Source organism: Mycobacterium sp. 48b, assembly GCF_048282725.1.
Taxonomy (GTDB): domain Bacteria; phylum Actinomycetota; class Actinomycetes; order Mycobacteriales; family Mycobacteriaceae; genus Mycobacterium.
Genome location: NZ_JBLVUL010000001.1, coordinates 4,909,463 through 4,932,496 on the forward strand (window position 1 = coordinate 4,909,463; position 23,034 = coordinate 4,932,496).

21 protein-coding genes, 5 tRNA genes and 1 pseudogene are annotated in these 23,034 nt (G+C 67.9%); 16 read left to right on the top strand and 11 right to left on the bottom strand.

Going from position 1 to position 23,034, the window contains the following annotated elements:
- Positions 1-32: 32 nt before the first annotated feature.
- Positions 33-107: transfer RNA gene (locus tag ACNQR1_RS23910), tRNA-Val, on the bottom strand.
- Positions 108-318: 211 nt separating this feature from the next.
- On the opposite strand from ACNQR1_RS23910, the gene ACNQR1_RS23915 reads away from it, so the two are divergent.
- From ACNQR1_RS23915 to ACNQR1_RS23935, 5 genes are all read left to right on the top strand, one after another.
- On the top strand, positions 319-729 hold the full coding sequence (locus ACNQR1_RS23915; protein ID WP_418048170.1) for a hypothetical protein: 411 nt from the start codon (positions 319-321) through the stop codon (positions 727-729).
- Between the two features lie 109 nt (positions 730-838).
- Positions 839-911, top strand: a tRNA-Gly gene (locus tag ACNQR1_RS23920).
- A 31-nt stretch (positions 912-942) separates the two neighbouring features.
- Positions 943-1,016, top strand: a tRNA-Cys gene (locus tag ACNQR1_RS23925).
- Positions 1,017-1,033: 17 nt separating this feature from the next.
- Positions 1,034-1,108, top strand: a tRNA-Val gene (locus tag ACNQR1_RS23930).
- Positions 1,109-1,429: 321 nt separating this feature from the next.
- Positions 1,430-1,777: a hypothetical protein gene (locus ACNQR1_RS23935; protein ID WP_418050475.1), complete on the top strand. Its 348-nt coding sequence runs from the start codon at positions 1,430-1,432 to the stop codon at positions 1,775-1,777.
- Here ACNQR1_RS23935 and ACNQR1_RS23940 read toward each other — a convergent pair whose 3' ends face one another.
- The 3 genes from ACNQR1_RS23940 to ACNQR1_RS23950 form a co-directional block, all read right to left on the bottom strand.
- Positions 1,778-1,942, bottom strand: coding sequence for a hypothetical protein (locus tag ACNQR1_RS23940; RefSeq protein ID WP_418048171.1), 165 nt, complete (start codon positions 1,940-1,942; stop codon positions 1,778-1,780).
- Positions 1,942-2,292, bottom strand: a complete 351-nt coding sequence (locus ACNQR1_RS23945) for a hypothetical protein (RefSeq protein ID WP_418048172.1) — start codon at positions 2,290-2,292, stop codon at positions 1,942-1,944. The genes ACNQR1_RS23940 and ACNQR1_RS23945 overlap by 1 nt, the downstream gene beginning before the upstream one ends.
- A gap of 128 nt (positions 2,293-2,420) precedes the next feature.
- Positions 2,421-4,121, bottom strand: coding sequence for a serine/threonine-protein kinase (locus ACNQR1_RS23950; protein WP_418048173.1), 1,701 nt, complete (start codon positions 4,119-4,121; stop codon positions 2,421-2,423).
- A gap of 171 nt (positions 4,122-4,292) precedes the next feature.
- Between ACNQR1_RS23950 and ACNQR1_RS23955 the strand changes: the two genes are divergently transcribed.
- Positions 4,293-4,365 (top strand) — tRNA-Gly (locus ACNQR1_RS23955).
- Between the two features lie 6 nt (positions 4,366-4,371).
- Here the strand turns inward: ACNQR1_RS23955 and ACNQR1_RS23960 are convergent.
- Both ACNQR1_RS23960 and ACNQR1_RS23965 read right to left on the bottom strand, forming a co-directional pair.
- A complete protein-coding gene (locus tag ACNQR1_RS23960; RefSeq protein ID WP_418048174.1) occupies positions 4,372-6,729 on the bottom strand; it encodes a M4 family metallopeptidase in 2,358 nt (785 codons plus the stop codon).
- Positions 6,730-6,798: 69 nt separating this feature from the next.
- Positions 6,799-8,478: an alpha/beta hydrolase gene (locus tag ACNQR1_RS23965; protein ID WP_418048175.1), complete on the bottom strand. Its 1,680-nt coding sequence runs from the start codon at positions 8,476-8,478 to the stop codon at positions 6,799-6,801.
- A 117-nt stretch (positions 8,479-8,595) separates the two neighbouring features.
- Between ACNQR1_RS23965 and ACNQR1_RS23970 the strand changes: the two genes are divergently transcribed.
- The 4 genes and pseudogenes from ACNQR1_RS23970 (at position 8,596) to ACNQR1_RS23985 (ending at position 12,706) form a co-directional block, all read left to right on the top strand.
- Positions 8,596-9,162 carry a TetR/AcrR family transcriptional regulator gene (locus ACNQR1_RS23970; RefSeq protein ID WP_418048176.1) on the top strand — a complete coding sequence of 189 codons (567 nt, stop codon included), beginning with the start codon at positions 8,596-8,598 and terminating at the stop codon, positions 9,160-9,162.
- A gap of 130 nt (positions 9,163-9,292) precedes the next feature.
- Positions 9,293-9,951, top strand: a pseudogene (locus ACNQR1_RS23975) (heme oxygenase (biliverdin-producing)).
- 232 nt (positions 9,952-10,183) lie between these two features.
- Positions 10,184-11,776 carry a PPE family protein gene (locus ACNQR1_RS23980; RefSeq protein ID WP_418048177.1) on the top strand — a complete coding sequence of 531 codons (1,593 nt, stop codon included), beginning with the start codon at positions 10,184-10,186 and terminating at the stop codon, positions 11,774-11,776.
- Between the two features lie 117 nt (positions 11,777-11,893).
- Positions 11,894-12,706: a hypothetical protein gene (locus tag ACNQR1_RS23985; RefSeq protein WP_418048178.1), complete on the top strand. Its 813-nt coding sequence runs from the start codon at positions 11,894-11,896 to the stop codon at positions 12,704-12,706.
- Here ACNQR1_RS23985 and ACNQR1_RS23990 read toward each other — a convergent pair.
- The gene (locus tag ACNQR1_RS23990; RefSeq protein ID WP_418048179.1) at positions 12,703-13,761 is read right to left on the bottom strand and encodes a 3-deoxy-7-phosphoheptulonate synthase; all 1,059 of its coding nucleotides are present in this window, start codon (positions 13,759-13,761) and stop codon (positions 12,703-12,705) included. The two genes, ACNQR1_RS23985 and ACNQR1_RS23990, sit on opposite strands and share 4 nt — an antisense overlap.
- 269 nt (positions 13,762-14,030) lie before the next feature.
- Here ACNQR1_RS23990 and ACNQR1_RS23995 point away from each other — a divergent pair, with 269 nt between their 5' ends.
- Positions 14,031-14,966 carry a LysR family transcriptional regulator gene (locus ACNQR1_RS23995; protein ID WP_418048180.1) on the top strand — a complete coding sequence of 312 codons (936 nt, stop codon included), beginning with the start codon at positions 14,031-14,033 and terminating at the stop codon, positions 14,964-14,966.
- A gap of 2 nt (positions 14,967-14,968) precedes the next feature.
- Here the strand turns inward: ACNQR1_RS23995 and ACNQR1_RS24000 are convergent, their stop codons facing one another.
- Complete coding sequence (locus ACNQR1_RS24000; RefSeq protein ID WP_418048181.1) at positions 14,969-16,165, bottom strand: TDT family transporter; 1,197 nt, start codon at positions 16,163-16,165, stop codon at positions 14,969-14,971.
- 16 nt (positions 16,166-16,181) lie between these two features.
- Positions 16,182-17,342, bottom strand: coding sequence for a CynX/NimT family MFS transporter (locus ACNQR1_RS24005; RefSeq protein WP_418050476.1), 1,161 nt, complete (start codon positions 17,340-17,342; stop codon positions 16,182-16,184).
- 153 nt (positions 17,343-17,495) lie between these two features.
- Between ACNQR1_RS24005 and ACNQR1_RS24010 the strand changes: the two genes are divergently transcribed.
- Positions 17,496-18,158, top strand: coding sequence for a FadR/GntR family transcriptional regulator (locus ACNQR1_RS24010; protein WP_418048182.1), 663 nt, complete (start codon positions 17,496-17,498; stop codon positions 18,156-18,158).
- Between the two features lie 13 nt (positions 18,159-18,171).
- Here ACNQR1_RS24010 and ACNQR1_RS24015 read toward each other — a convergent pair whose 3' ends face one another.
- Positions 18,172-19,515 (bottom strand): sensor histidine kinase, encoded by a 1,344-nt coding sequence (locus ACNQR1_RS24015; protein WP_418050477.1) that lies wholly within the window; start codon positions 19,513-19,515, stop codon positions 18,172-18,174.
- Positions 19,516-19,682: 167 nt separating this feature from the next.
- On the opposite strand from ACNQR1_RS24015, the gene ACNQR1_RS24020 reads away from it, so the two are divergent.
- The 4 genes from ACNQR1_RS24020 to ACNQR1_RS24035 are packed head-to-tail and all read left to right on the top strand — an operon-like array spanning position 19,683 to position 21,988.
- Positions 19,683-20,429, top strand: coding sequence for a Clp protease N-terminal domain-containing protein (locus tag ACNQR1_RS24020; RefSeq protein WP_418048183.1), 747 nt, complete (start codon positions 19,683-19,685; stop codon positions 20,427-20,429).
- 39 nt (positions 20,430-20,468) lie between these two features.
- Entirely contained in the window at positions 20,469-20,894 is a 426-nt protein-coding gene (locus ACNQR1_RS24025) for a PPOX class F420-dependent oxidoreductase (protein WP_418048184.1), read from the top strand.
- A 45-nt stretch (positions 20,895-20,939) separates the two neighbouring features.
- Positions 20,940-21,473 carry a hypothetical protein gene (locus ACNQR1_RS24030; RefSeq protein WP_418048185.1) on the top strand — a complete coding sequence of 178 codons (534 nt, stop codon included), beginning with the start codon at positions 20,940-20,942 and terminating at the stop codon, positions 21,471-21,473.
- Positions 21,437-21,988, top strand: coding sequence for a GNAT family N-acetyltransferase (locus tag ACNQR1_RS24035; protein ID WP_418048186.1), 552 nt, complete (start codon positions 21,437-21,439; stop codon positions 21,986-21,988). Before ACNQR1_RS24030 ends, ACNQR1_RS24035 begins: the two co-directional genes overlap by 37 nt.
- Here the strand turns inward: ACNQR1_RS24035 and zapE are convergent.
- Positions 21,985-23,025: a cell division protein ZapE gene (zapE, locus tag ACNQR1_RS24040; protein ID WP_418048187.1), complete on the bottom strand. Its 1,041-nt coding sequence runs from the start codon at positions 23,023-23,025 to the stop codon at positions 21,985-21,987. The genes ACNQR1_RS24035 and zapE overlap by 4 nt on opposite strands.
- Between the last annotated feature and the right edge of the window lie 9 nt (positions 23,026-23,034).

The following is a 23,034-nucleotide window of genomic DNA, read 5'->3' on the forward strand; positions in this document are numbered from 1 at the left end:
GCCCCGGATATCTCCGAAGCCGTTGGTGGTGATGGTGGTCCCGGCTGGGTTCGAACCAGCGACCTTCCGCGTGTGAGGCGGACGCTCTCCCACTGAGCTACGAGACCGTGGGAACGACGTCGAACACTAGCACGCATACCCGGCCAGACCCGAATCGGTATCCGCCGGATCGACTTGTTTGATTTGCCAAATATGCACGCCGACGTGGGCGTATGGTCACCCGTCATGGTTCACCTGCGGGTCCGTTGGCCAGGGGTCGGCGGCGCGGTTTTTGCTGCTAGTGCGCTATTTTCCGGCTGTCACAGCACCCCGGTCGCGATGACAGATCGGGCCCCTGCCGTAACGCCCAGCATCCGCAGCATCTCCGACGTGGTGAACCGGCAGGTCAAGGAGCCGACGGCGTTCACCTCACCGTCGGGCAACGTGCGGTGCCAGCTCGACACCACGACGGCGCGCTGCGACATCGCCGAACGTAGCTGGGCCCCGCCACTGAGACCGGCCAGTTGCGCATTCGACTACGGCCACGGCATCACGCTGAGCCAGGGCCGGGCCGCCGAGTTCATCTGTGCCGGCGGCACCGCCCCGAACGCGGGCGCCCAACTGGGAGACCGCGACTCGATCACCGCCGGGGCGCTGCGCTGCGAGAGCGCTGCGACGGGGATCACATGTCGCGACACGAAGACCCAGCACGGATTCACCCTGTCTCAAGAGGCGTATCACCTGTTCTGAAACACGGTTTTCAGCCACGCTTTGCCCCCGCGTAATGGGGATTTGTGTCTGCCCACGTCGGTGGACTAATGTTCTGCATCGCGACGGGCGACGATCTCGCTCGTGGCGCGCGGATGTAGCGCAGTTGGTAGCGCATCACCTTGCCAAGGTGAGGGTCGCGGGTTCGAATCCCGTCATCCGCTCGAAGGTGCGATTTGTGGCATCAACCCCAGTGGTGGAGTGGCCGAGTGGTGAGGCAACGGCCTGCAAAGCCGTGCACACGGGTTCGATTCCCGTCTCCACCTCCAAGAAAGAGTTTCAACCCGCGCGATTAGCTCAGCGGGAGAGCGCTTCCCTGACACGGAAGAGGTCACTGGTTCAATCCCAGTATCGCGCACCACGTGTTATCCAAGGTCAGGCCCGGTCATCACCGGGCCTTTCTGGTTTCTGTGCACATGTTCGACTTTCTTTGCGGCCCTTCATAATTCGCGAACACGCCGGACGGCTTCAGCAATGATTCACAGGTGGCCCCCGTCAGATACGCGGCGATCGCCACGACCGCCCTAATGGAGATAAACGGCCTGGTCGACGCGGCGCAGCTCGAGCTCTGTCCCGACACGATCACGTAGGCGATAGATACCGCTGTCGGACGTAGTGAGCAAGTAACGGCATCTCGTTCGATCATCTGATCGTTCGAACATATGATCGAACCGTGGGCGACATGCAGGCCATCGGCTACGGCGGGCAACCCGTCCGTGACGTGTTCCGCGTCGTACGGCCACCCGCGACCGTCCTGGTTGATCTGGTCGCCCTGTTCCCCCGCGAACCACACCTCACTGGCCGCTACCACCCGATGGGCATCCAGATGAACAAGGTCGTCGAAGGCAAGCTGACCTGCTGGGCGCTCTGCGAACAAGGCCGCTGGTGGGGCCTCGTCACCTACCACATCCGCTTCGGCGCGAATGAAAAGGCAGTGACCCACTGGGTCCCCGCATGGGTACTCAGGCCGCATCAGGGACTAGGAGAAAGCGCTTCGCAGGGTGCTCGGAAGCATCGCCGCCGAAGCTGATCAGAGCGCTGCCGATCCGCACTCGTTGGTGTCGGACCAGACCTGCTGGAATGCGGACCCGTCCCAGATCCAGACAGATGACGGGTTGACGAACGCCGAGCCATTCCAGATCTTCGGGGCGCCGTCGACGAACGCGGATCCGTTCCATACCTTGAGGTCGGGCATCAGGGCACCACGTAGAGGACGCCGGCAACCCCAGAGGCCGGCAGCGTGCCGACGATGACGCTGCCCGCCGCACCGGATTGAACGGCGCCGGTGACGCGGGAGTCGTTGCCCTGGCACACTGTTCCCGCTGTCGCCCCGTACGACACCGCCAGCGTCCGGTTGGCCGACAGATCGCCACCACCGGTCAGGCCCGTGCCCGCAGTGATCGTCGTGGCTTTGTCAGCCTTCCCTGACAGTGCGGAGACCGCTGCGGCAATGTCGGTGGTGTTCTGATTGACGGCGTCTGCAACAGCATTCTGATCGGACGCGGTGACCAAATCGCCCATGGTCCAATCATTTTTCAATGGCATGGTTGGCATCTTGGTCGGTGCTGCCCGGCGAATCCCCGAAACCGGAAAACCTCCACGCACATAAGTAGCAGCCGGGCGGCGCTTTTCGGCAAGGCTGCCGAAATCCTGTTGCCGCCCGGAACCGGCGCCTACGCGGGCGGGGGTGGCGGCGCGGGCGGCGGGGCAGGAGGGGCGGGCGGGACCGGGTTCAGCACGATGGCGCCGATCGCCGGCGGTGGAGCCAACGGAGGCGCGGGCGGCGCAGGAGGAGGCACCGCAGGGCCGGCCGATGCCGGCGGAGGCGCCTGCGGAACCGGCGGCAACGGATCGGCGACCGCGGCAGGATCGGCGACGGGGCTGCCCGGCGGAACGTCTTCGAGCCGGGTGGCGCGTACGGGCACGGTGATCACCGCACCTTGCAGACCGCACTCATTGGATTGGATGGTGGTGGTTTGCGCTCCGGCCAGGCCGCCGTCGGGCTGTGGCGTCAACCCCAACGCCGTGTCCATCGCCTGGGCCTGCCCGACGATCGGCGCCTCGCACGGCAGTGAGCCTCTCCCCGGCTCCCCCTGCCAGGCATTGTTGACGAAGCGGAACACGGCTGTCATGCCGCCGCCTTCGAGGTACGGGACCGCGTGGTTGGTGCCATCCATACGCGTCGATGTCGCAGCACATCCCGCGGGTTTGCAGGCCGATCGGAATGCCCACCAGTAACTTGCGATCTGGTTGCCCGCCGACGGCCAGGGGTTGCCGTTGATGGTGGCGTGGGCGTTGTCGTAGTCGAGGCGGTAGAGGCCGTCGAAGACCGGGTTGCTGGGCGCCGGCGTGACCGCCGCGTTCGTGGCGCTCGCAGTGACGACGCTCGGCGGCCGGCTCGGCTGCTCACTCGCCGCGGCATCAGCGGACGGCCACAGCTGCCACAGACCGACACCGGCGACCAGGCCAACGGCGGCCATCGCCGCCGCAGGCAACCGATGTCCGGCCGCCGGTTGACCGGATACCGGTGCGGCCGGTGGCGGTGCCAAAGTCAGTGTGGGCATCGGCGTTTCATCGGCCAGGGCGTGGGCGAACGCGCCGCAGCTGACGAATCGGTCAGCCGGGTTCTTGGCGAGGGCTTTGACCAGCACCGGGTCGAGGTCGGCCAACTCCGGCCGGGTGTCAGCCAGCAGCGGCGGCTTCGAGTTGACGTGTCGGCTGACCATCACCGCCGGAGTGGAGTGCGCGAACAGCTGCGTCCCGGTCAACAGGTGGTAGGCGGTGCAGGCCAGGGCGTACTGGTCTGCGCGGCCGTCGACGTCCTCTCCGACCAGTTGTTCGGGTGCGGCGTAGCCGGGCCGGTCCCCGGCCTCGACGTGGCGTGCGATACCGAGGTCGGTGAGCACGGCGCGCGGCTCGGCATCACCGCCGCCGTCGGTGAGGATGATGTTGGCCGGCCTGACGTCGCGGTGCAGCACACCGTGCTTGTGTGCGTAGTCGAGTGCACCGGCCACGGCCCCGATGATGCGGAAAACCTGTTCGCGCGGCAGGCCGTTGGGGTACCGCTGGTCGAGGAGACCCGCGAGATCCGTGCCGTCGACGAAGTCCGCCGAGACCCAGAGTTGACCGTCGTGTTCGCCGCGATCATGGACCCTGGCTATGCCGGGATGCCACAACATGGCGGCCAGATCCGCCTCACGGCAAAACCGCTCCCGGTATTCGGGTTCGGCGGCCCAATCCGCGGCAAGCACCGTCAGCGCGTCACGACCGGGACGCCTCGGATGCTGAGCGAGGTAGACCTCCCCCGTCCCGCTTGAGCCCAGCAGTCGAACGATCCGGAACACGGCGAACGTCTCACCGACGTTGAGCGGCATCCAGGAATCCTACGAACTGCCCGGTGACGCCGGTAGCCGGTATCCCCCAGTTTGCTGATGCACACTGGTTTCGTTGCCCCACAATGCAAGTCAGACCGAGGAATTTGTGTCTGCGCGCATCGGTCGGCTAATGTTCGCCTTCGCGACGGGCGACGATCTCGCTCGTGGCGCGCGGATGTAGCGCAGTTGGTAGCGCATCACCTTGCCAAGGTGAGGGTCGCGGGTTCGAATCCCGTCATCCGCTCGAAGGTCACACCGACACGACCGTGCCGCCCGCATCGATGTGCACGTCGTCGAAGGCGTCCTCGATCGCCGCGATCTCGTCGTCGCTGAAGACCTGGTCATGGGCTGTGGCCACGATCGCGTCGCGTCCGTCGGAGAATTTCGCGCCGTCGTCGAGCATCGTCATCGAGACGTAGTAGAGCTCGGCCCACTGCTCATCGGTGACCTCCGCGGTCCGCTCGTCGGTCATCATCCGGTAGGCAGCGTGGCTGAAAATGGTGCTGTTGTAGTGCTCGCCGCCCTCGTCGGCCTCGCCGGTGTAGAGGTCGTCGTAGTCCGAGAGGTACCCGGGCGTCGACTCCGGGTCGGCCAGGCTGCGGATCGCGCCTGCGCTGGAATCCTCGCCGATCAGCCAGCGCCCCTCGTCGTCGCGGGCCTTGCCCTCGATCAGGACGCCCATGATGTCGGCGTAGGCCTCGTTGAGGGCGCCGGATTCGCCGTAGTCCAGCGTGCCGCCCTGGTGCTCCATCACGGCATGGGTGTACTCGTGACCGACGATGTCGATCGCGGCCTCGAAGTCACCGGAGTCGCCGAACGCGAACTGCTGGCCGGACGAATCCCAGAACGCGTTCTGGTATCCGTCGGTGTAGTCGGCAAAAGTCTCGTGCGGGTTGTAGTCGGTGCTGACCACGATCGGGGCACCGTCGTCGTCGAAGGATGTGACGCCGAGCTGGGTGGCGTAGTAGTCGTACACCGTGGCCATGTTGGCGTGTGCCGACACCGCCGATGCGTCCCATCCGAGGAGGCCGCGGAACACCGGGATACCCGGAGTCTGTGGCGGCCCGACGAACAGCAACAGGTAAACCGTCTCATAGGTCGAGATGTCGCGTTCGACGTCGTTGAGGCTGTCCAGGTCGAAGATCAGCAGCGAGAGCCGGGTGATCCCGAACTCGCGGCTGTTGCCGAGCACGTCGTCGGCGGTGGTGCTGGTCGGCGATCCGATGGCCAGCGGCTGGGCGTTCGACGTGGCGCGGGTGACGGCGCCGGCCTCGGCGCCGCTGGCCGAGATGTAGTACGTCGCGCCGGGATTCACCGTCCGCGCTCCGGTGAGATCGACGTCGGGCGGATCGACGGAGACCTTCCACACCAGTTGCGGTCCGGCCGTGTCGTCGGTGGCGTCGATTATCAGCTCGGGCTTGACCACCCCGGCGGCCACCAGCGGAGCCGCGGCAAACAGGTACAGCGGTGTGTTCGGCGTCCCGGCGTAGGCGGCGAGTGCCGTTGCGGCCGCTTCGGTCTCGGTGTCGACGCGGCGGTCCGGGGTGGTGTCCATGACATCGGCGCGAGCGTCGTAATCGTTGAACAGCCCGGTGACGTTGCCGTCGGAATCGGTCACCAGCACGACGTCGCTGCCGGTCACGTCGACGCCGTCGACGCTGTGATGGACCCGGTAGATGGTCCGGGAGTAGCCCCCGGCGGTATCGACTTGCTGCACGGTGATGTTTTCGGGATCAGCGAATCCCGCTGGGGCGCCCACCAATCCCGACATGTTGTTGAGCACCTGGGCGGCGTCGTCGGCATCCTCGACCTTGGTGTCTGTGAAGGTCCCGCTGATGACGTGGACAGTGCCGTCGTCGTTGACGCTGGCCGTGACACCCGGGCGCCCCGCCACGTCGTCGAGGGAAGGCGCGGAACCGCTCGGCGATGCGGCGGAAACCACCCGATTCGTAACGGGGCCGCTGGCTCGCTGACCGCCGGCCTCCCGCACCGCCACCCGGATCGCCGCGACGATGTCGCCGACCGGAACCGCGGGGCTCGGTGTGCCGGCCCCGGCAGAACCGAGTCGTGACCACACCGGGCTGATGACGCTGCGCGTCATCGTCTGCGGGGCAGGGAGATCGGCCACCACTGCAGCCAAGGGTCGCACCGACGGGAATGCGGGGACGTCGGGCACGGAAGGGACGCCGGGCACGGACGCCTCGCCAGCAGTCGGGACGGGCCGGGTGATGGCCGGCGAAGTCGGCCGGCGGGGCAACACGGTGGCGCGGACCACCGTGAGCTTCGTGCGGACGTTCCGTGGGATCTTGGCATCCTCGTGGGAACGGCGCACCCGGGCCTCTCGGTTGCCCACGCGTGAGACGATGTCGGCGATGGCGGCCCGGGCCTCACGTTGACGCTGTCGTGGTCCCGGACGTGTCGCCGGCCCGTGCGGTGTTTTGGCCGCCTGGCCGGCGTCGGCGTGGGTGCCTGCATCAGCGGTCTCCGAGGGCGCCGCCGAGGCTATCGCCGTGCCGGTTCCCACTGCCGCGCCGACGCCCGCGGCCACCGCGCTGACGCGAAGCCAGTGCACCAACGGACTGGTGCGGTGACGACGATGCCGAGCCATCTGTACCCCCTGGTCGTATGTGTCGACAGCAAATTATCAGCTGCGTCAACAACCTGCCGGGCGATCAGGTCAGCGGGACAGATCGCTGCCCGCGATGGCGTCCTGAACCCGCTGGGTCAGCGCGTGATCCCAACCGCGCGGTACCAGGATGTCGACCCACAGGTCAGCGGCATCGGGACCGAAGGCGTGGCCGTACCCGTAGGGCACGTCGGCGGAGAAGATCATGTCCAGCGTCACCTGCCAGAACGTCACGAACGGCAGCCAGCGCATCCCCGGGTCCACGTCGGGACCGAGCGGTTCCCGCAACCAGTCCGGGCGATGCAGCAGCAGGTCGAACGACCACCACGTGATCGGGTCGCTGGCGTGCTGCCAGAACACCACGCGCGGAAACTCCCACGGGCCGGTCAGATTCACGTCGGAGGTCCGGGAGGCGAAGCGGATGTGGCGCCCCTCGTCGACCATCGGCAGGCGCTCCAGCGAGCCGGGGTCCCGATTGGCGGTGATCCTCGCCCACGGCTGCGCGAAGTTGGGTGTACCGACCAGCAGCGCACCGTCGGTCCGGGCGACGATGTCGGCACCGGAGGCAAACGCCGATTGCCCTCCGAAGGAACCCAGGCTCTCCCCGAACACCACGAGTTTCGGCCGCTTGGATTCCGGCAGGGCGGCCCAAACCCGGTGTACCGCTTCGAACAACGCCTGTCCCGCCAACGGAGGGGTCTCCCGGTCGGCGATGAAGGACAGCGCGCTGGGCAGGAACGAATACTGCATCGACGCGATCGCGGTGTTCCCACCGTTGACGTATTCGAGGGCCGCCGAGACGTTCGGGTTCACCCAGCCGCGGCCCGTGGTGGTCACGACGGCCAGCACCTTGCGCTCGAAGGCGTGGGTGCGGCGCAGTTCGGCGATCACCTGTTCGGCGATGCCTTCGACACTGTCGGCGGAGGTGCGGCCGGCGTACACCCGAATGGGGGTGAGTGCCGGGGCTCCCGTCACCTTCGAGATCTGTTGGGCGCTCGGGCCGCCGGCCACAAATGTGCGGCCTTCCCGTCCGAGCGTGTCCCACGCCTGCGCCGAGGCCGGCGAACCGGAACGCTCCGGCGCACCCGGTTGCGTCACCCCCTCGGCGGTGCTCTTGTCTGCCACCTTCGCCGAGCGTTCGGCCATGCTCAGCAGTCCACGATGCAGCGCGCCGTCGAGGCCCATCGCCACCAGGCTCACCACGATGACCACCGCGGCCAGCCGGGCCGCCGGGCCGGGGACGACCCGCCCACCGAGATCAGTCAAACGATTGGTGGCCCAACGCAATCCACGCCCGATGGCGACGAGACCCAAGGCGATCACCACGGCGATCAACAACACCAGGATGTAGAAGGACCGCTCGGTCCGCGGCATCCCGATCAGGTCGCGCAGGATCTGCTGCCACCATGACCCGAGGACCAGAAACGTCGGGACGGCCACGAGAGCGGCACCGGCCAGCGTCCACCACCCGATCCTGCGGGTGCGCGACGACCACTGCGGGCAGATTCCGCACCGCCGCACTACCCAGACGGCGGCGCGCCCCAGCCCGTAACCGATCCCGACGCTGATACCCGTAGCGACCCCTTGCAGATACCACGCACGCGGCAACAGCGACGGACTCATCGACCAGGCGAAGAACAGCAGCGCCACCGCCAATCCGGCCGGATGCAGGGTGCGCGCCGCAAACGCAATACGCGAAGGGATGGACAAGCCCTGCAGGGACCGCAGCACGGAGTACCGCCCTTCATTCAGTTGGGTATCGAGACTGTAGTGGACCGCATGATCACCGGCAGATTGCCAAGGCCGGACTGACAGCTTCGGATTTCGCAGCGGGCGTTAGAGTCGAGCGTGCCCAGGATCAGCGCCTCATCGGTCGAAGAACACCGCGAGCTGGTTCAACAGCGCATCTTCGAGGCGTTCGCCACCCTCATGGCCGAGCACAGCTTCGACGCGATCACGATGGCCAAGCTCGCAGCCGAGGCCGGGATCGGCCGGACCGCCATCTATCACCACTTCCCCGACAAGGAATCCGTGGTGATCGCCTTCGCCTCGCACGAGACGACCCGCTACCTCGACGGGTTGCGCGCCGCGCTGTCCGACATAGACGATCCGGTCGGACGCCTCGGGGTCTACATCCGGCACCAGTTGGAGGCCGGGCAGGAATTCCACATGGGTATGGGCATGCAGCTCTACGGCGCACTGTCGACCGAAACCATGCTGGCCATCCGCGACCACGTGGTCGCGGTGGAAGACGTGCTCCGCGAGATCCTGGCCCAAGGTGTGGCGACCGGGCAGTTCGTCGTCGACGACGAGCCCGCCACGATGTCGTTGATCCACGCCTGCCTCGGGCCGCGTCACCTTCCGGTCGAGGTCATCGAGCAATTCGTCCTGCGCGCACTCGGCGCCACGCGCTAGCTGCGACCCGACCCTGCCCCCGAACACCCGTAGCTCCCCGAACCCGTCGGCGCCGTGTTAGGTTTCCGACAGATTGTCAGCATCATGCTGACAACCTGTCAAAGTTGAGCCCTACCAAGTGGAGCCGAGTATGCCGCCAAGCGCCGCCGTCGCAACCGAGTCCGTCCGTTCGCTGTCCGCGGCGATGCGCCAGGACTCGACCGAGCAGCACGACGCCGCCGAGCAGTCGCCGTTCGTCACCGAACTTCTGAGCGGCCGGGTCAACGAGCAGGGCTACGTCGACTATCTGCTGCGGTTGCGGGCGGTCTACGTCGCGTTGGAGGCCGCCGTGCAGGACCACCGCGACGACCCCCTCGTCGGCGCCGTGTACGACCCGGCACTCGAGCGGGTGGACGCCATCGACGCCGACCTCGACCACTGGGCACCGGGCGCCGATCGCGATGTCGACTCACCTGCGGTACGCGCCTACTGTGCCCGGTTCGCCGACGCCCCCTGGGGCGGAGCACTGGTGGCGCACCACTACACCCGCTACCTCGGCGACCTTTCCGGCGGCCAGGCGATCGGCCGCATCCTCGGGCGCACGTTCGACCTCGACGGCAAGGTCTGGCGTTCTACGACTTCCCGATGCGCCCCAAGCCGTACAAGGACGCCTACCGCGACCGGCTCGACGGACTCGGCCTGGACGGAGACCAGATCGACCGCGTCGTCGACGAGGTGAAGCTGGCGTTCGGTCTCAACCAGCGCGTCTTCGACGAACTGGCCGAGAAGCTGCCCTCCTACCGGCGCTGAGTTCGGCCCGCACCCAGAATTGACGATTCCGCCAAAACATAGGAAGTTCATACCCCAAATCAGTTGAAGTTAGCTTATGCTAACCATACTTGCCTGGTGGGGGAGCAAAGCGATCGAAAGGAGACGCCGGGCCGCCAGCACGCGCTGCACCCCGGACAACGCCGATGACCATCTGCACCCCCATCCCCCCGGCAGCAAATAGCGCGCTCCATCCCGTGTCGGGCGGTCTGCGATGACCGCCCCGGTCTGGATGGCCGTACCGCCCGAAGTGCACTCGGCCCTGCTCAGCAGCGGCCCCGGTGCCGGACCACTGTTGGCGGCCGCCGGCGCATGGAGCTCCTTGAGCACCGAATACTCCTCAGCGGCAAGCGAATTGACTGCCCTGATGGGCACCGTTCAGGCCGGGGCCTGGGAGGGGCCGAGTGCCGAGAGGTACACCGCGGCACATGTTCCCTACCTCGCCTGGCTGAGCTCGACGAGCGCCAGCACCGCCGGGGTGGCCGCCCAGATCGAGACCGCAGCAGCGTCCTACACCGCCGCCCTGGCGGCCATGCCGACGCTTGCCGAGCTGGCCGCCAACCGCGCGACTCTCGGTGTGCTGGTGGCGACCAACTTCTTCGGGATCAACACGGTCCCGATCGCCGTCAACGAGGCCGACTACGTCCGCATGTGGATCCAGGCCGCGACCACGATGACCGTCTACCAGGCCGCCACGGAGGTCGCGGTGGCGACCACACCGCCGTCCACCGCGGCACCGGTGCTCTTGGCACCGGGTGTCGGGGAGGCGGTTTCGGGATCGGCCACCATGGCGCAGTCCGCGGCCGTGGCCCGGGCCGCCGAATCGGGCTCTTCCCTGGGCGTGAGCGACTTGATCAGTTCGTACGAGGAGTTCGTCGAGTGGATCAAGGCAAACGATCCGATCGGGAACTGGTTGGCCGGGCAGTCGGAGCATTTCTATGGGATGTACGACCAGCTCAGGGAATTCATTCTCGAGCCATGGAGGATTCCGCAGATCCTCGGTGAGATCATCGCCGACCCATCCTTGTTGTTCACCACCTACATCAACGTGTTCTTCCTCGGTGCGTACACGGCGGTGTTCGCCGTGCTGGGAACCCCGCTGTACGCCGCGGCGGTCGCAGCGGCCTCCCCTGCGATGCTCGGCATGCTCGGGCTCCTCGGTCTGGCTCAGGCCTACGACGTGCCGATCGACCCGCCGGCCGAGGAGATCACGCCGCGCGCCGAACAACCCGCCGCCGCGCTGCCCGGCTCGCCCGCACCGGCATCGGTGACCGCGGGCGCCACACCGACGAGCGCACCGAGCTCCTCGCCCGCCGCGCCTGCACCATCCACTCCCACTCCGATGCCCGCCGGGGCCGAGACCGCCCTCTACGCGGTGCCGGGCGGCGGTTCGGGATTCGGTTTCGGCTCGACATCGAAGTACGGCGCGACCGCCCAGGCCTCGGACTCCGTCGGCGCATCTGCCGCTGCCGCCGCAACAGCGGCCGCGATCAACAAGCGTCGGGCACAGGCCCGCAAACGACGCGCCGGGACGGCCAAGGACCGCGGTTACCGCTACGAGTTCATGACCGCCGACGGCGAGGCGGCCGCGACGGCATCCGAGCGACCCACGAGCACCAGCGCCTCCGGCAGCGGCGCCGGAGATCTCGGATTCACCGGTACCTCGGCGAAATCCGCCGTAGCCGCTCCGGCAGGGCTGACCACACTGGCCGACGACACATTCGGCAGCGGTACCACCACCCCGATGATGCCGGGCAGCTGGCAGGCCGGGGCCGACGAACAGCCCGAGAACGCCTCCGACACCTAACCGATCTATGTTGAGCCCGTGAACAATTCGTGAGAATTGGCGCGATCGGCGATCCGTGACACCCGGCGGCGGCCATCTCCTGGCAATACTGGTGACTCCGAGACAGGGGGGCACCGTATGACCGGCGATACCGCGCAGCAGCCGGGAAGCTGGGAAAGTACGCTCCCCCACTTCTCGACCGTGGAGAAGCACAGCGGCATCACCGTGCCGATCTGCCGGCCATCTGAGACGCTGCGGTTGTTCGCCGGGCTCACCTTCGTGCTGTGGACGCTCGTCGCCGTCGGGGCGGCATTCTGGCTTCACAGCATGCAGACCCACGACCCGTCGCCATGGCTGGGCCTCGCGACGATCGTCGGTTCGTTCCTTCCCGCCATCCTCGCGACCATCGTTGCCGACGAGGCCCGCGACACCTTCGGGCAACGCAGGACCGGCAATTGGATCGCACTGATACCGGCAGCGGCCGGCGTCGCGGTCGGATTGCTCGGTACCGCCTTCTGGTTCAGAGATTCCGCCGGTGGAGTGTTCGCGCTGGCCAGCGTGGTGTGCTCAGCCGGGGCCGCGATCGCCGCCCTCCGGGCGTGGCAGGGTGTCCGGTACACCCGCCGCCGGCAGGGCCGGCTGGCGGCGCTGCGCAGCCACGGCGTTCGTTCGCCGGGTGAGCTGCGCAATGTGGAATTCCTGAAACGCTGGACCGCGGACGACCCTCAGTTCACGGTCACCGTCGCATTCGAGGGTCCGGCCGGACGCCGGACGGTGACCGCGAACATGGTCGCCGATCACGCCCGGGTTCCGCTGGCGGGGACACGCGTCCTCGTCTTCAGTGCGCCGCACGACACCGGCGGCGACGTCCTGATCGAACTCGACCCCGCCAACCCGCCCAGCTTCGACCGTGATCCCGGTGGCCGGTACCGCAAACCGAGCGGCAGTTAGCCCTCGCGCTTGGCCAGCTCCCGCAGCACCAGATCGGTTGCATCCCAATCCATGCACTTGTCGGTGACCGACTGCCCGTAGGTCAGCGGCCGCGCCTCGGGCGACTGCGCACCGGCGACCAGGAAGCTCTCCAGCATCACACCGCTGATCGGCAACCCGTCACGGACCAGCTGGGCCACCTCCGCGGCCACCGACGCCTGGCGGACGTGGTCCTTGCCGGAATTGGCGTGGCTGCAATCGATCACGACACGAGCGGGCAGCCCGGCACCGGCCAGCTTGGCGGCGGCATCGGTCACCGCGTCGGCCCCGTAGTTCGGTCCGTCGGTCCCGCCGCGCAGGATCACGTGGCAGTCCTCATTGCCTGCGGTGCTCACCACCGCGCCCCGGCCCATATCGTCCATACCGAAGAAGACATGCTCGGCGGCAGCGGCTTTCACGCCGTCGACCGCGACCTGAATGTTGCCGTCGGTGCCGTTCTTGAACCCGACCGGCATCGACAGACCCGATGCCAGCTGGCGGTGCACCTGCGACTCGGTGGTCCTGGCGCCGATCGCGCCCCAGGCGACGGCGTCGGCGATGTACTGCGGGCTGGTCGGTTCCAGGAACTCGCATCCGACGGGCAGGCCGATGTCGATGATGTCGAGCAGCAGCTGACGGGCCACCCGGAGGCCACGCGCGACGTCGTAGGTGCCGTCCATGCCCGGGTCGTTGATCAGGCCCTTCCACCCGATGGTGGTGCGCGGCTTCTCGAAGTACACCCGCATCACGATCTTGAGCTGGTCCTTGAGCTCGTCGGCGATCTTGACCAACCGGCTGGCGTATTCGAGCGCGGCCGCGGGATCGTGCACCGAACACGGACCGACGACCACCAGCAGCCGGTCGTCACGACCGGCCAGGATGTCGGCGATCTCGTCGCGGTCGCGGGCCACCCGCTCGGCGCGGCGCTCCCCCAGCGGGAACTCGGTCAGCACGTCGTGCGGGCTGGGAATCGCGCTGAAACTGCGGACCCGTCGGTCCGATGTGGCGGGGACGTTGGCGATCTGCGCCAAGTTCATCTTCAGGTGCCTTCCTGGTGGTGGGCACCTGAACATAGGATCCGGCGCCCTGTAACGACGAAAGGCAGCGACCGATGGTCACTGCCTGGGCTCCGGGTGGATGCGTGCTTAGTGCTGCGCTTTATCGGCTCCGCCCGGAGCCTTGATAAAGCGCCAATAGCTGGCACACACACCGTTAGTCACGTCGGCCAGGCTACACCACGGCCCGGCCGGGGCCACAACCGCCTGTTCACAACCGTGATTTGTGACCACGACCTACGATCCTGAGCATGCCGCTGAGCACCCGGATGCCCGAGCTGGCAGCGTTCGAAGTGCTGCTGGCGATCGCGCGCACCGGCAGCCTCGGAGCCGCCGGACGCGAACTGGGTCTGACGCAACAGGCGGTGTCCGCCCGGCTGGCCTCCATCGAGGCCCAGACCGGGGTCAGGTTGGTGCAACGCAGTCCCCGTGGGTCGCGGCTGACCGCCGCCGGTGCGATGGTCGCCGAGTGGGCCGACCAGTTGCTCGACGTCGCAGGGCGCGTGGACGCCGGGTTGGCCGCCATGCGCAGTGAGAGCCACAGCCGGATCACCGTCGCGGCAAGCCTGACCATTGCCGAGCAACTCATGCCGCGGTGGCTGGTGTCGCTGCAGGCCGATGCCTCGCGCCGGCACGCGACAGCACCGCAGGTCATCCTCACCGCGGCCAACAGCGACCAGGTGATCGCCGCGGTCCACGACGGCTCGGCCGACCTCGGCTTCATCGAATCCCCTGGTACACCGGCCGGTTTGCACAGCCGCGTGATCGCCCATGACGAGCTGGTCGCCGTGGTACCCCCGGATCACAGATGGGCCCGCCGATCGGCCCCGGTCAGCCCCGCCGAACTCAACGACACCGCGCTGGTGTCGCGGGAAACAGGTTCGGGCACAAGGGAAGCTCTCAGTTCGGCGCTGCGCTCGGCGCTGGGCACGTCGAGCCGGCAGGCCGATCCCGCGATCGAATTGTCCTCGGCCGCGGCGATGCGTGCCGCGGTGCTGGCCGGTGCCGGGCCGGCGGTCATGAGCCGGTTGGCCGTCGACGACGACCTCACGCTCGGCCGGCTGCACGAGGTACCCATCGCAGGGCTGGATCTTCGTCGCGAGCTGCGCGCCATCTGGTCGGGAGGCCGCACCCCGCCCGCCGGCGCGGTGCGCGAGCTGCTCGGTCACATCGCGTCGACGCGTTGACGTCAGCCGCGCAGGAGCCGGCCCGACCGCACTCCCCGCACCGTGTTGGTGGCAACCGTGGCCCAAGCGCCGAGCAACAGCACGTACAACACGACCGCAAGCCCGGAAATGGCCACCGCGCCGGTGGCTGCGCCCAGCGCGGATGCACCCGTCACACAGGTGCCCACCGGGAAGGTGAAGCTCCACCACGTCAGGCTGAACGACAGCCCGCGCCGCGCGCCGTGCACCGTCAGCGCGGCGGCCAGGCAGAACACGAACGCGCCGAAACCGCCCATCACCAGGCCGTACACGATGCCGAAGGCGTGCAGCGCCGACACCGTGGCGGCATCGGTCAGCACCGACCCGGCATGGGCGGCCAGCAGGTTGGCCGCGGTGATCGACTGGCCGACGACCCCGAGCACGATCCACACCGTGGGAATCGCCTGGAGCTGGCTGAAGCCGCCGTGCATGAGCCGCGAATACACCATGGTTGTGGTGATCAGACCGGCCAGCAGGCTCAGACCGAACATGGCGTAGCAGGCCACCAGCAGGGTCATCCCGGCCTGCCCCGGCCCGAGGTGTGACAGCAGCAGGGCACCGGTGGAAGCCGACACCATGGGTGAAACAACCGGCATCATCCAGGCCGGGACCGCCTCCACATCGGTGTGGTCCTCACGGGTGATCATCGCGAACGGAAGCCACAGCGCGACAACCAATCCCAGTACTGTGCCGGCGGTCCACAGCACCACGTCCAGCGCCAGCGCCGCCGACGGCCCGATGATCGGCGGGCCCAGCAACAGCGCCCCCGCACCGACGGTGAGCAGCGCCATGGCCGGTGCACCGTAGAACTGACCGACCACGTGATGCGCGGCGTAGGCCTTCGCCTGTTCGCGGTGCCGGATCCAGTGTGTGGCGAAGGCCGTGGTCAGCACCACCAACACGGTGCCGGCGAGAATCCAGACCGCCGTGGCGAATTCGTGCAGACCCGGCACGTGCAGGGGCAGCGTGGCGGCGGCCGTCGCGACGATTCCGGTGCCCATCACCGACGCGAACCAGTTCGGTGTGATGTGGCGGAACGCCGAACCCGCACTGTCCAATTCGGCCAGCAGTGCGGTGTGGAACGGCCTGTCCGCCGTGTAGGCGGCTGCGTAGGTGGTCACCTCACCCATGGTGGTGGGATGCGCCGATCGCCGGTAGGCACCGCGTTGTTGTGGGGTCACAAACAGTGCTTGTGACTCAGACGTAGCGGTTACGGCCGGCCAGCGCACCGGCCACCATCTGCACCAGGTAGACCACCAGCACCATGACAAACGGTGCGGTCCAGCCCGCGGTCATGTCGTGGAGCAACCCGAACGTGAACGGACCCACACCGGCCAGCAGGTAGCCGAAGCCCTGTGCCATTCCGGAGAGCCGCGCGGTGTCCTCGGCATTGCGGGCGCGCAGCGCGATCACCGTGAGCGCCAACGAGAACACGCTCATCCCGATGCCGACGAAGAAGCTCCACAGCAGCGGTGCCGCGCCCGGATCGACGAGCAGGCCGATCATGCCGACCATCCCGATCACACCGAGGCCGACGATCCACCCGCTCTGGTTCTTCTGCTTGGCGGCCAGCGGCGGCACGATCAGGCTGATCGGGACGGCCAGGATCGACACCAGTCCCAGCAGCAGCCCGGCATCGGTCTTGCTGACCCCGTTGTCGATGAACACCTCGGGCAACCAGCCCATCACGACGTAGGCCAGGAACGACTGGCAGCCGAAGAACAAGGTGATGGTCCAGGCCAGCGGGCTGCGCAACAGAGACCGTGTGGACGTACCCGAGGCAGCCTTCTCGGTGCGGGCCCCGCTGATGCCGCGGGCGCCCACCAACCAGAACAGCAGCGCGACGACAGCCACGAAGGCCCAAGAGCCCAGCGCCCCCCGCCAGCCGCCGAGCAGGGGTTCCAACGGCGGGGTGACCGCAGATCCCAGCGCCCCGCCGCCCTGCAGGGCCGCGGTGTAGATACCGGTCATCAGACCGATCTGGGCCGGGAACGATCCCTTGATCACGACCGGGATGAGCACGTTGACCAGCGCGATACCGCCGGTGGCCACCAGGGTGCCGCCGATCACGACATAGGGGCCGTCCAGCACCCGGACGACCAGGCCGATGCTGAGGATCACCAGGGCGACCGAGATCGCCCGCCCCAACCCGATCCGGCGGGCCAGCCACGGTGCGGTCAGTCCGGCTGCCGCGAAACACAGTCCCGGCAGCGTGGTCAGCACGCCGGCCCAGACCGCCGAGGCGCCGAGCGATTCACGCATCTCCCCGAGGACCGGTCCGATGCTGGTGATCGCGGGGCGCAGGTTCAGCGCGGTCAGGATCACCGCCACGACCAGCAGGGCTCCGCCGGCCGCCATCGTGCCGGGACGGACCTCTACGGCACCGTCCAGCTCGAGCTCCAGATCGTGCTCGTAACCGTTCGGGGATTCATTGCGCAGGGTCCTACTCACCCGGCTATGATGCCATACATCCCATGATTGGATGAAAGGACTAATGAGAGGACGGAAGAGTTGCCGCTCGCCACAACGCGACGCACGGGCCTGGTAGACCAGGTCATCGAGCAACTGCGCACCCTGGTCACCTCTGGCGAATGGCCGGTCGACAGCCGGATCCCCACCGAGCCCGAACTGGTCGAGGCGCTGGGCGTCGGGCGCAACACGGTGCGCGAGGCCGTCCGGGCATTGGCACACAACGGCATCTTCGAGGTACGCCAGGGCGACGGCACCTACGTGCGCGCCACCAGCGAGGTATCGGCCGCACTGCGCCGGCTCTGCGGATCCGAACTGCGCGACGTGCTGCAGGTCCGGCGCTGTCTCGAGGTGGAGGGCGCCCGCCTGGCCGCCACCGCACGCACCGAAGACGACATCGCCGAGCTGCGCGCCCTGCTGGCACATACCGACACCACCGACCACGCGCAGTTCACCCACTCCGACACCGAGTTCCATCTGGCCGTCGTGCGGGCATCCCACAATCCGGTTCTCATCGAGATCTACCGCGGACTGCTCGAAGCGATCACCGCCAGCGTCGCGACCACCAGCGCCCGCCCGGGCGGCATGTTTCCCCATGACGAGTTGGTCGAGGCCATCGCCGCGGGTGATGTGGAGCGCGCCGGCCGCGAGGCCGCGGGCTTCCTCGACGAAATCCTGGCCCGGGCACCGGCCCAGGACTGCTGAGCGATCCCTGAACCTAGAACGGCGCGTCGTCCATGCGCGCCCGGGTCAGCGGCAGCCGTAGCAACAACCGCGCACCGCCGAGCGGACTCTCCAGCAAAGCTGCTGTGCCACCGTGCAACTCGGCCTGCTGGGCGACCAGGGCCAGGCCCAGGCCGGACCCCGAACGCGACGCGGTGGAGCCGCGGGCGAACCGCTCGAACACGTCGGCCCGTTCCGCCTCGGGCACCCCGGAGCCGTTGTCGTCGACCACGATCTGCACGTCGTCAGCCGAACTGACTGCGCTGAGCCGGATTTCGGTGGCGCCGCCGTGTTTGACGGCGTTGGCGATGGCGTTGTCGATCACCAGGCGTAGACCCGCGGGCATGCCAAGCATCAACACCGTCGGCGAGGGCATCAGGGTGGCCCGCAGGCCCGGGTACGTTCGCAACGCGTCGTGCGCCGCGCGATCGAGCAGCTCGGTGACATCCATCGGCACAAAGTCCTCGACCGTCGTCAACTCCCCCTGCGCCAACCGTTCCAGGGCGGTCAGGGTGCCCTCGATGCGGCTCTGCGTGCGCAGCACGTCCCCGATCACCTCGTCACGCTGCTCGGCGGTCATGTCCAGGGTGGACAGCACTTCCAGGTTGGTCCGCATCGCCGTCAGCGGGGTGCGCAGCTCATGGGAGGCCACCGCGGCGAAATCGCGGGCCGACTCCAGCGCAGCCTTGGTGCGCTCCTGCTCGTTGCCGATGCGCGCCAGCATGCCCTCGACCGCCTCGGCTATCTGCACGGCCTCACGCACACCACGCACCTGCACCTCGTCCGGCTTGGACTGGGCGTTGATGGCGCGGGCCTGCTGGGCCAGCAGGCGGAACGGGGTGATCATCACCAGTGAGATCATCCAGCCCACCACGATGGTGCTGCCGATGACGCCGCCACAGATCAACAGCACCCGCAGGTGCAGCTCGTCGATCCGGCGCTGCGTCTCGGCCAGCGGCGCACCCAAAGCGATGGAGGCCGGTCCCGCGGTGAACGTGCGCACGCGGTACTCGACCCCGTCGATGGTGGTGTTGGCGTAGCCGTTCTCCAGTCGTGGCAGGACGATGTCACTGGGGACCGAGACACTGACGCCGCCGATGTGCGCGGTGCGGACCAGTCCGCCGTCGTCGGGCATGGCCTTGTCGGCCGAGCCCTGCTTGGTGGCAGTGAGCAGCGTGCTCACGTCACCGAGGCTGCTCAACGAATCCAGGCGCCGGTCCAGCTGGCTGTACTGGTCGTTGGTCACGCCGATCCACACCCAGGTCCCCAGCGTGATGACCGTGACCACCACCGACAGCGCAGCGACGATGACGATGGTGCGCAGCGACAGCACCCGCATCACCGGCCGCAGCACGGGCCGCAACAGGTTCAGCACGCGCTCTTCGAGATTCACCGGCGCTATCTTGCCCGATCCGCGCGGGTCGACGTCCAGGCACCGCGCCACCAGACAGACCCCGCCGTCAACTTTTGGTTGACGATCCATCGTCGTCAACCTAGAGTTGACGCATGACCAAGCCCGTCGCCCTCACCAACCCCGTCCGTCTCGACGACCTCATCGGCGCGATCAAGAAGGCGCACACCGAACCTCTCGAGCAGTTGATCGACGCGATGATCGCCGCGGACGCCCTCGGCGACATCGCCGACCATCTCATCGGGCATTTCGTCGACCAGGCGCGGCGCTCGGGTGCCTCCTGGACCGACATCGGCAAGGCCATGGGCGTCACCAAGCAGGCAGCCCAGAAGCGGTTCATGCCAAAGGTTCCCGATTTCGATCCGGCCGCCCTCGACCCGAACGCCGGATTCGGCCGGTTCACCCCGCGGGCGCGCAACGTGGTCGTGGCCTCCCAGAACACCGCGCACGCGGCCGGCAACGCCGAGATCACCCCCGAGCACCTGTTGCTGGCGCTGTTCGCCGAACCCGACGGACTCGCCGCCAAACTCCTTGAGAATCAAGGCATCACCGCCGATGCCGCCCGTGCCGCCATCACCCTGCCGCCGCCCGCCGGTGAGGTCCCGGCACTGATCCCGTTCAACGGGGGCGCCAAGAAAGCGCTGGAACTGACCTTCCGCCAAGCACTTCGGCTGGGCCACAACTACATCGGCACCGAGCACATCCTGCTCGCCCTGGCCGAGGCCGAAGACGAGGACGGGCCACTGCACCGCCTCGGTGCCGACCCGCAACGGTTCGAGACCGATCTGGCCGCCGCGCTGGCGCCGTTCGTCAACAAGGCCGAGGACACCGAAGCGGAATGATCCGGGAATGAAAACGGCCGCGCATCCGTAGAACCAACCGTGAAACTCAACGAGGCCGCACGCGAACTGATCGGCGCGGGGGCCGACGCCACTCTCGTCACACTGAACCCGGACGGCAGCCCACAGGTCACGCTCGTTTGGGTGGCGTTGCAGTCCACCCCAGACGGCGACGAACTCGTCACCGCACATCTGTCCGAGCACAAGAAGGTGCGCAACGTCCGCCGCGACCCCCGGGTCGCGGTGACGATCGTCGACCCGGGCCGGGTCGGCGAGGTGATGCGGCCGTACCTGGCGATCAACGGCACCGCACGCATCGTCGAAGGCGGTGCACCGGAGCTGCTCAAGGATCTGGCGCAGACCCTGGCCGCTCCCGGCGCGCCCTTCCCGCCGAAGGACGCGCCGCCCGGATGGCTGACCCGCATCCGGATCGACAAGGTGGGCGGCGTCGGGCCCTGGGTGTCCTGACCCATCCGGCTGTAACACGTTTCACTCTGTGCGATCATGCCTGGCATGCCTCGCTGGTTTGCGCTCTTGTTCACGGCCATGGTGGTGTCGGTTACCGCCCTCGTGGCCCCGCCGGCGGCCTCGGCCGAAGGCACCCCGATCGGCAACATCGGCCAGACGCTGCGGGTCCAGACCGCCAACGGCATCGTCGCCGACGTCACCGTGCACGACGTACTCGCCAGCGACGTTCCGCCGGGCTGGGGCTGGAACGGCTCCCCGCGCTGGCGCGCCCAGGGCGGCCCGTGGCGGGTGCCGATCACGGTGACCACCATCGCCGCACCCAACGCCTACGCGATGGCGCTGGCGTTCACGTTCAACGGTGTCACCCCCTACGCCGACGCCTACGCGCCCAAGCACACCGATGCACCCAACCGGCTCGAAGAGGCGCTGCGCAACGCGCCCCCGGGAGCCACCGTGAACGGCGACGTCTACTGGGATGTCTACCGCGCACTGGTCACCAACGTGGTGCTGACCGACACCAAGTCGGGCAAGCACCTGGCGCAGTGGAATCTGTGGCAGCCGGGCGCGCCCCTGCCTTGATCAGCCTCGCCACGGCGGCTGATCTTCCCGAACTCGCCGCGGTCGCGGCCGCCACTTTCCCGTTGGCCTGTCCCCCGTCGGTAACCCCGGACAACATCGCCGCGTTCATCGCCGAAACGCTCTCCGAGGAACGCTTCGGCGAGTACCTCACCGATCCGAACCGGATCGTGCTGGTGGCGCGGGAGGACTCGATCACGGGTTACGCCATGCTGATTCACGGCGTTTCCGACGACGACGATGTCCAGCGCGCGGTGACGCTACGGCCCGCGCTGGAGCTGTCGAAGATCTATGTGCTGCCCGGTCGGCACGGCGGCGGGGTGGCCCAGGCCCTGATGTCCGCCGCCCTGGACAGCGCGGCCGCATCCGGAGTCGGCTGTGTGTGGCTGGGAGTCAACCAACTGAACCGACGCGCCCAGCGCTTCTACGCCAAGAACGGTTTCACCATCAGCGGCACCAAGACCTTCCGGCTCGGGACCGGCATCGAGAACGACTACGTGATGGTGCGTCCGGTCTAGACGGTCTTCTGCTGCGCGGCCGCGGTCAGGGCAAGCAGGCGCGAGGTGGCCCGAAGGTACTTCTTCCGGAACCCGCCGGCCACCATCTCCGGGCTGAAGATGGTGTCCAGCTTGGTCCCGGATGCCAGCACCGGGACACCTGCGTCGTAGAGCCGGTCGGTCAGCGCCACGAGTCGCAACGCCACGCTCTGGTCCTCGATCGGGTGCACCCCGGTGATGAACACCTCGGTCACACCTTCGATCAGCGCGTGATAGCGCGACGGGTGCATGGTCGCCAGATGCGCACAGAGCACGTCGAAGTCGTCGAGGGTGGCGCCGGTGACACCCTCGGCGCGCTGCGCCACCTCGTCATCGGACAGCGGCTCGGGGGCCGGCGGCAGGTCGCGATGCCGGTAGTCGGGACCCTCGATCCGCACCGTGGTGAAGATCTGGGCCAGGGTGTTGATCTCGCGCAGGAAGTCCTGGGCGGCGAATCGGCCCTCGCCCAGCTGCTCGGGCAGGGTGTTGGAGGTGGCCGCGATCGACACGCCGCGCTCCACCAGAGCTGAGAGCAGCCGGGAGATCAGCGTGGTGTTGCCCGGATCGTCGAGCTCGAACTCATCGATGCACACCACCACATACTCCGAGAGCAGGTCGATGCACTCGTTGTAGCCGAACACCCCGGCGAGCTGGGTGAGCTCACCGAACGTGGCGAACGCCGTCGGTGCTTCGCCTTGGGAAAGCGTGTAGTAGGTCGACGCGAGCAGGTGGGTCTTGCCGACACCGAATCCGCCGTCCAGGTACAGCCCGACCCCGGGCAGAACCTCGCGCTTACCGAACAGCTTCTTCTTGCCCGCCCGCCGAAGCGCGGCCTGCTCGCAGAAACTGCGGCAGGAATCCACCGCGGCGGCCTGGGACGGTTCGGCGGGGTCCGGGCGGTAGCTGTCGTAGCTGACGTCGGCGAACGTCGGCGGCGGGATCAGCTGTGCGACCAGCCGCTCCGGCGTGACGGTGGGATGACGATCGGCGAGATGAGCGACGCCGCTGGACCCGTGCATGGGGGCAGC

What these genes read in the sequence shown, in the direction of transcription:
- ACNQR1_RS23935 (WP_418050475.1), top strand. Translation starts at nt 1,430, where the DNA reads ATGCAGGCCATCGGCTACGGCGGGCAACCCGTCCGTGACGTGTTCCGC.
- ACNQR1_RS23990 (WP_418048179.1), bottom strand. Translation starts at nt 13,761, where the DNA reads ATGAACTTGGCGCAGATCGCCAACGTCCCCGCCACATCGGACCGACGG.
- ACNQR1_RS24015 (WP_418050477.1), bottom strand. Translation starts at nt 19,515, where the DNA reads ATGCGGGTGCTGTCGCTGCGCACCATCGTCATCGTCGCTGCGCTGTCG.
- ACNQR1_RS24030 (WP_418048185.1), top strand. Translation starts at nt 20,940, where the DNA reads ATGCCTCGCTGGTTTGCGCTCTTGTTCACGGCCATGGTGGTGTCGGTT.
- ACNQR1_RS23915 (WP_418048170.1), top strand. Translation starts at nt 319, where the DNA reads ATGACAGATCGGGCCCCTGCCGTAACGCCCAGCATCCGCAGCATCTCC.
- ACNQR1_RS23960 (WP_418048174.1), bottom strand. Translation starts at nt 6,729, where the DNA reads ATGGCTCGGCATCGTCGTCACCGCACCAGTCCGTTGGTGCACTGGCTT.
- ACNQR1_RS23940 (WP_418048171.1), bottom strand. Translation starts at nt 1,942, where the DNA reads ATGCCCGACCTCAAGGTATGGAACGGATCCGCGTTCGTCGACGGCGCC.
- ACNQR1_RS23995 (WP_418048180.1), top strand. Translation starts at nt 14,031, where the DNA reads ATGCCGCTGAGCACCCGGATGCCCGAGCTGGCAGCGTTCGAAGTGCTG.
- ACNQR1_RS24005 (WP_418050476.1), bottom strand. Translation starts at nt 17,342, where the DNA reads ATGGCGGCCGGCGGAGCCCTGCTGGTCGTGGCGGTGATCCTGACCGCG.
- ACNQR1_RS24020 (WP_418048183.1), top strand. Translation starts at nt 19,683, where the DNA reads ATGACCAAGCCCGTCGCCCTCACCAACCCCGTCCGTCTCGACGACCTC.
- ACNQR1_RS23950 (WP_418048173.1), bottom strand. Translation starts at nt 4,121, where the DNA reads ATGCCGCTCAACGTCGGTGAGACGTTCGCCGTGTTCCGGATCGTTCGA.
- ACNQR1_RS23980 (WP_418048177.1), top strand. Translation starts at nt 10,184, where the DNA reads ATGACCGCCCCGGTCTGGATGGCCGTACCGCCCGAAGTGCACTCGGCC.
- ACNQR1_RS23945 (WP_418048172.1), bottom strand. Translation starts at nt 2,292, where the DNA reads ATGCCATTGAAAAATGATTGGACCATGGGCGATTTGGTCACCGCGTCC.
- zapE (WP_418048187.1), bottom strand. Translation starts at nt 23,025, where the DNA reads ATGCACGGGTCCAGCGGCGTCGCTCATCTCGCCGATCGTCATCCCACC.
- ACNQR1_RS23985 (WP_418048178.1), top strand. Translation starts at nt 11,894, where the DNA reads ATGACCGGCGATACCGCGCAGCAGCCGGGAAGCTGGGAAAGTACGCTC.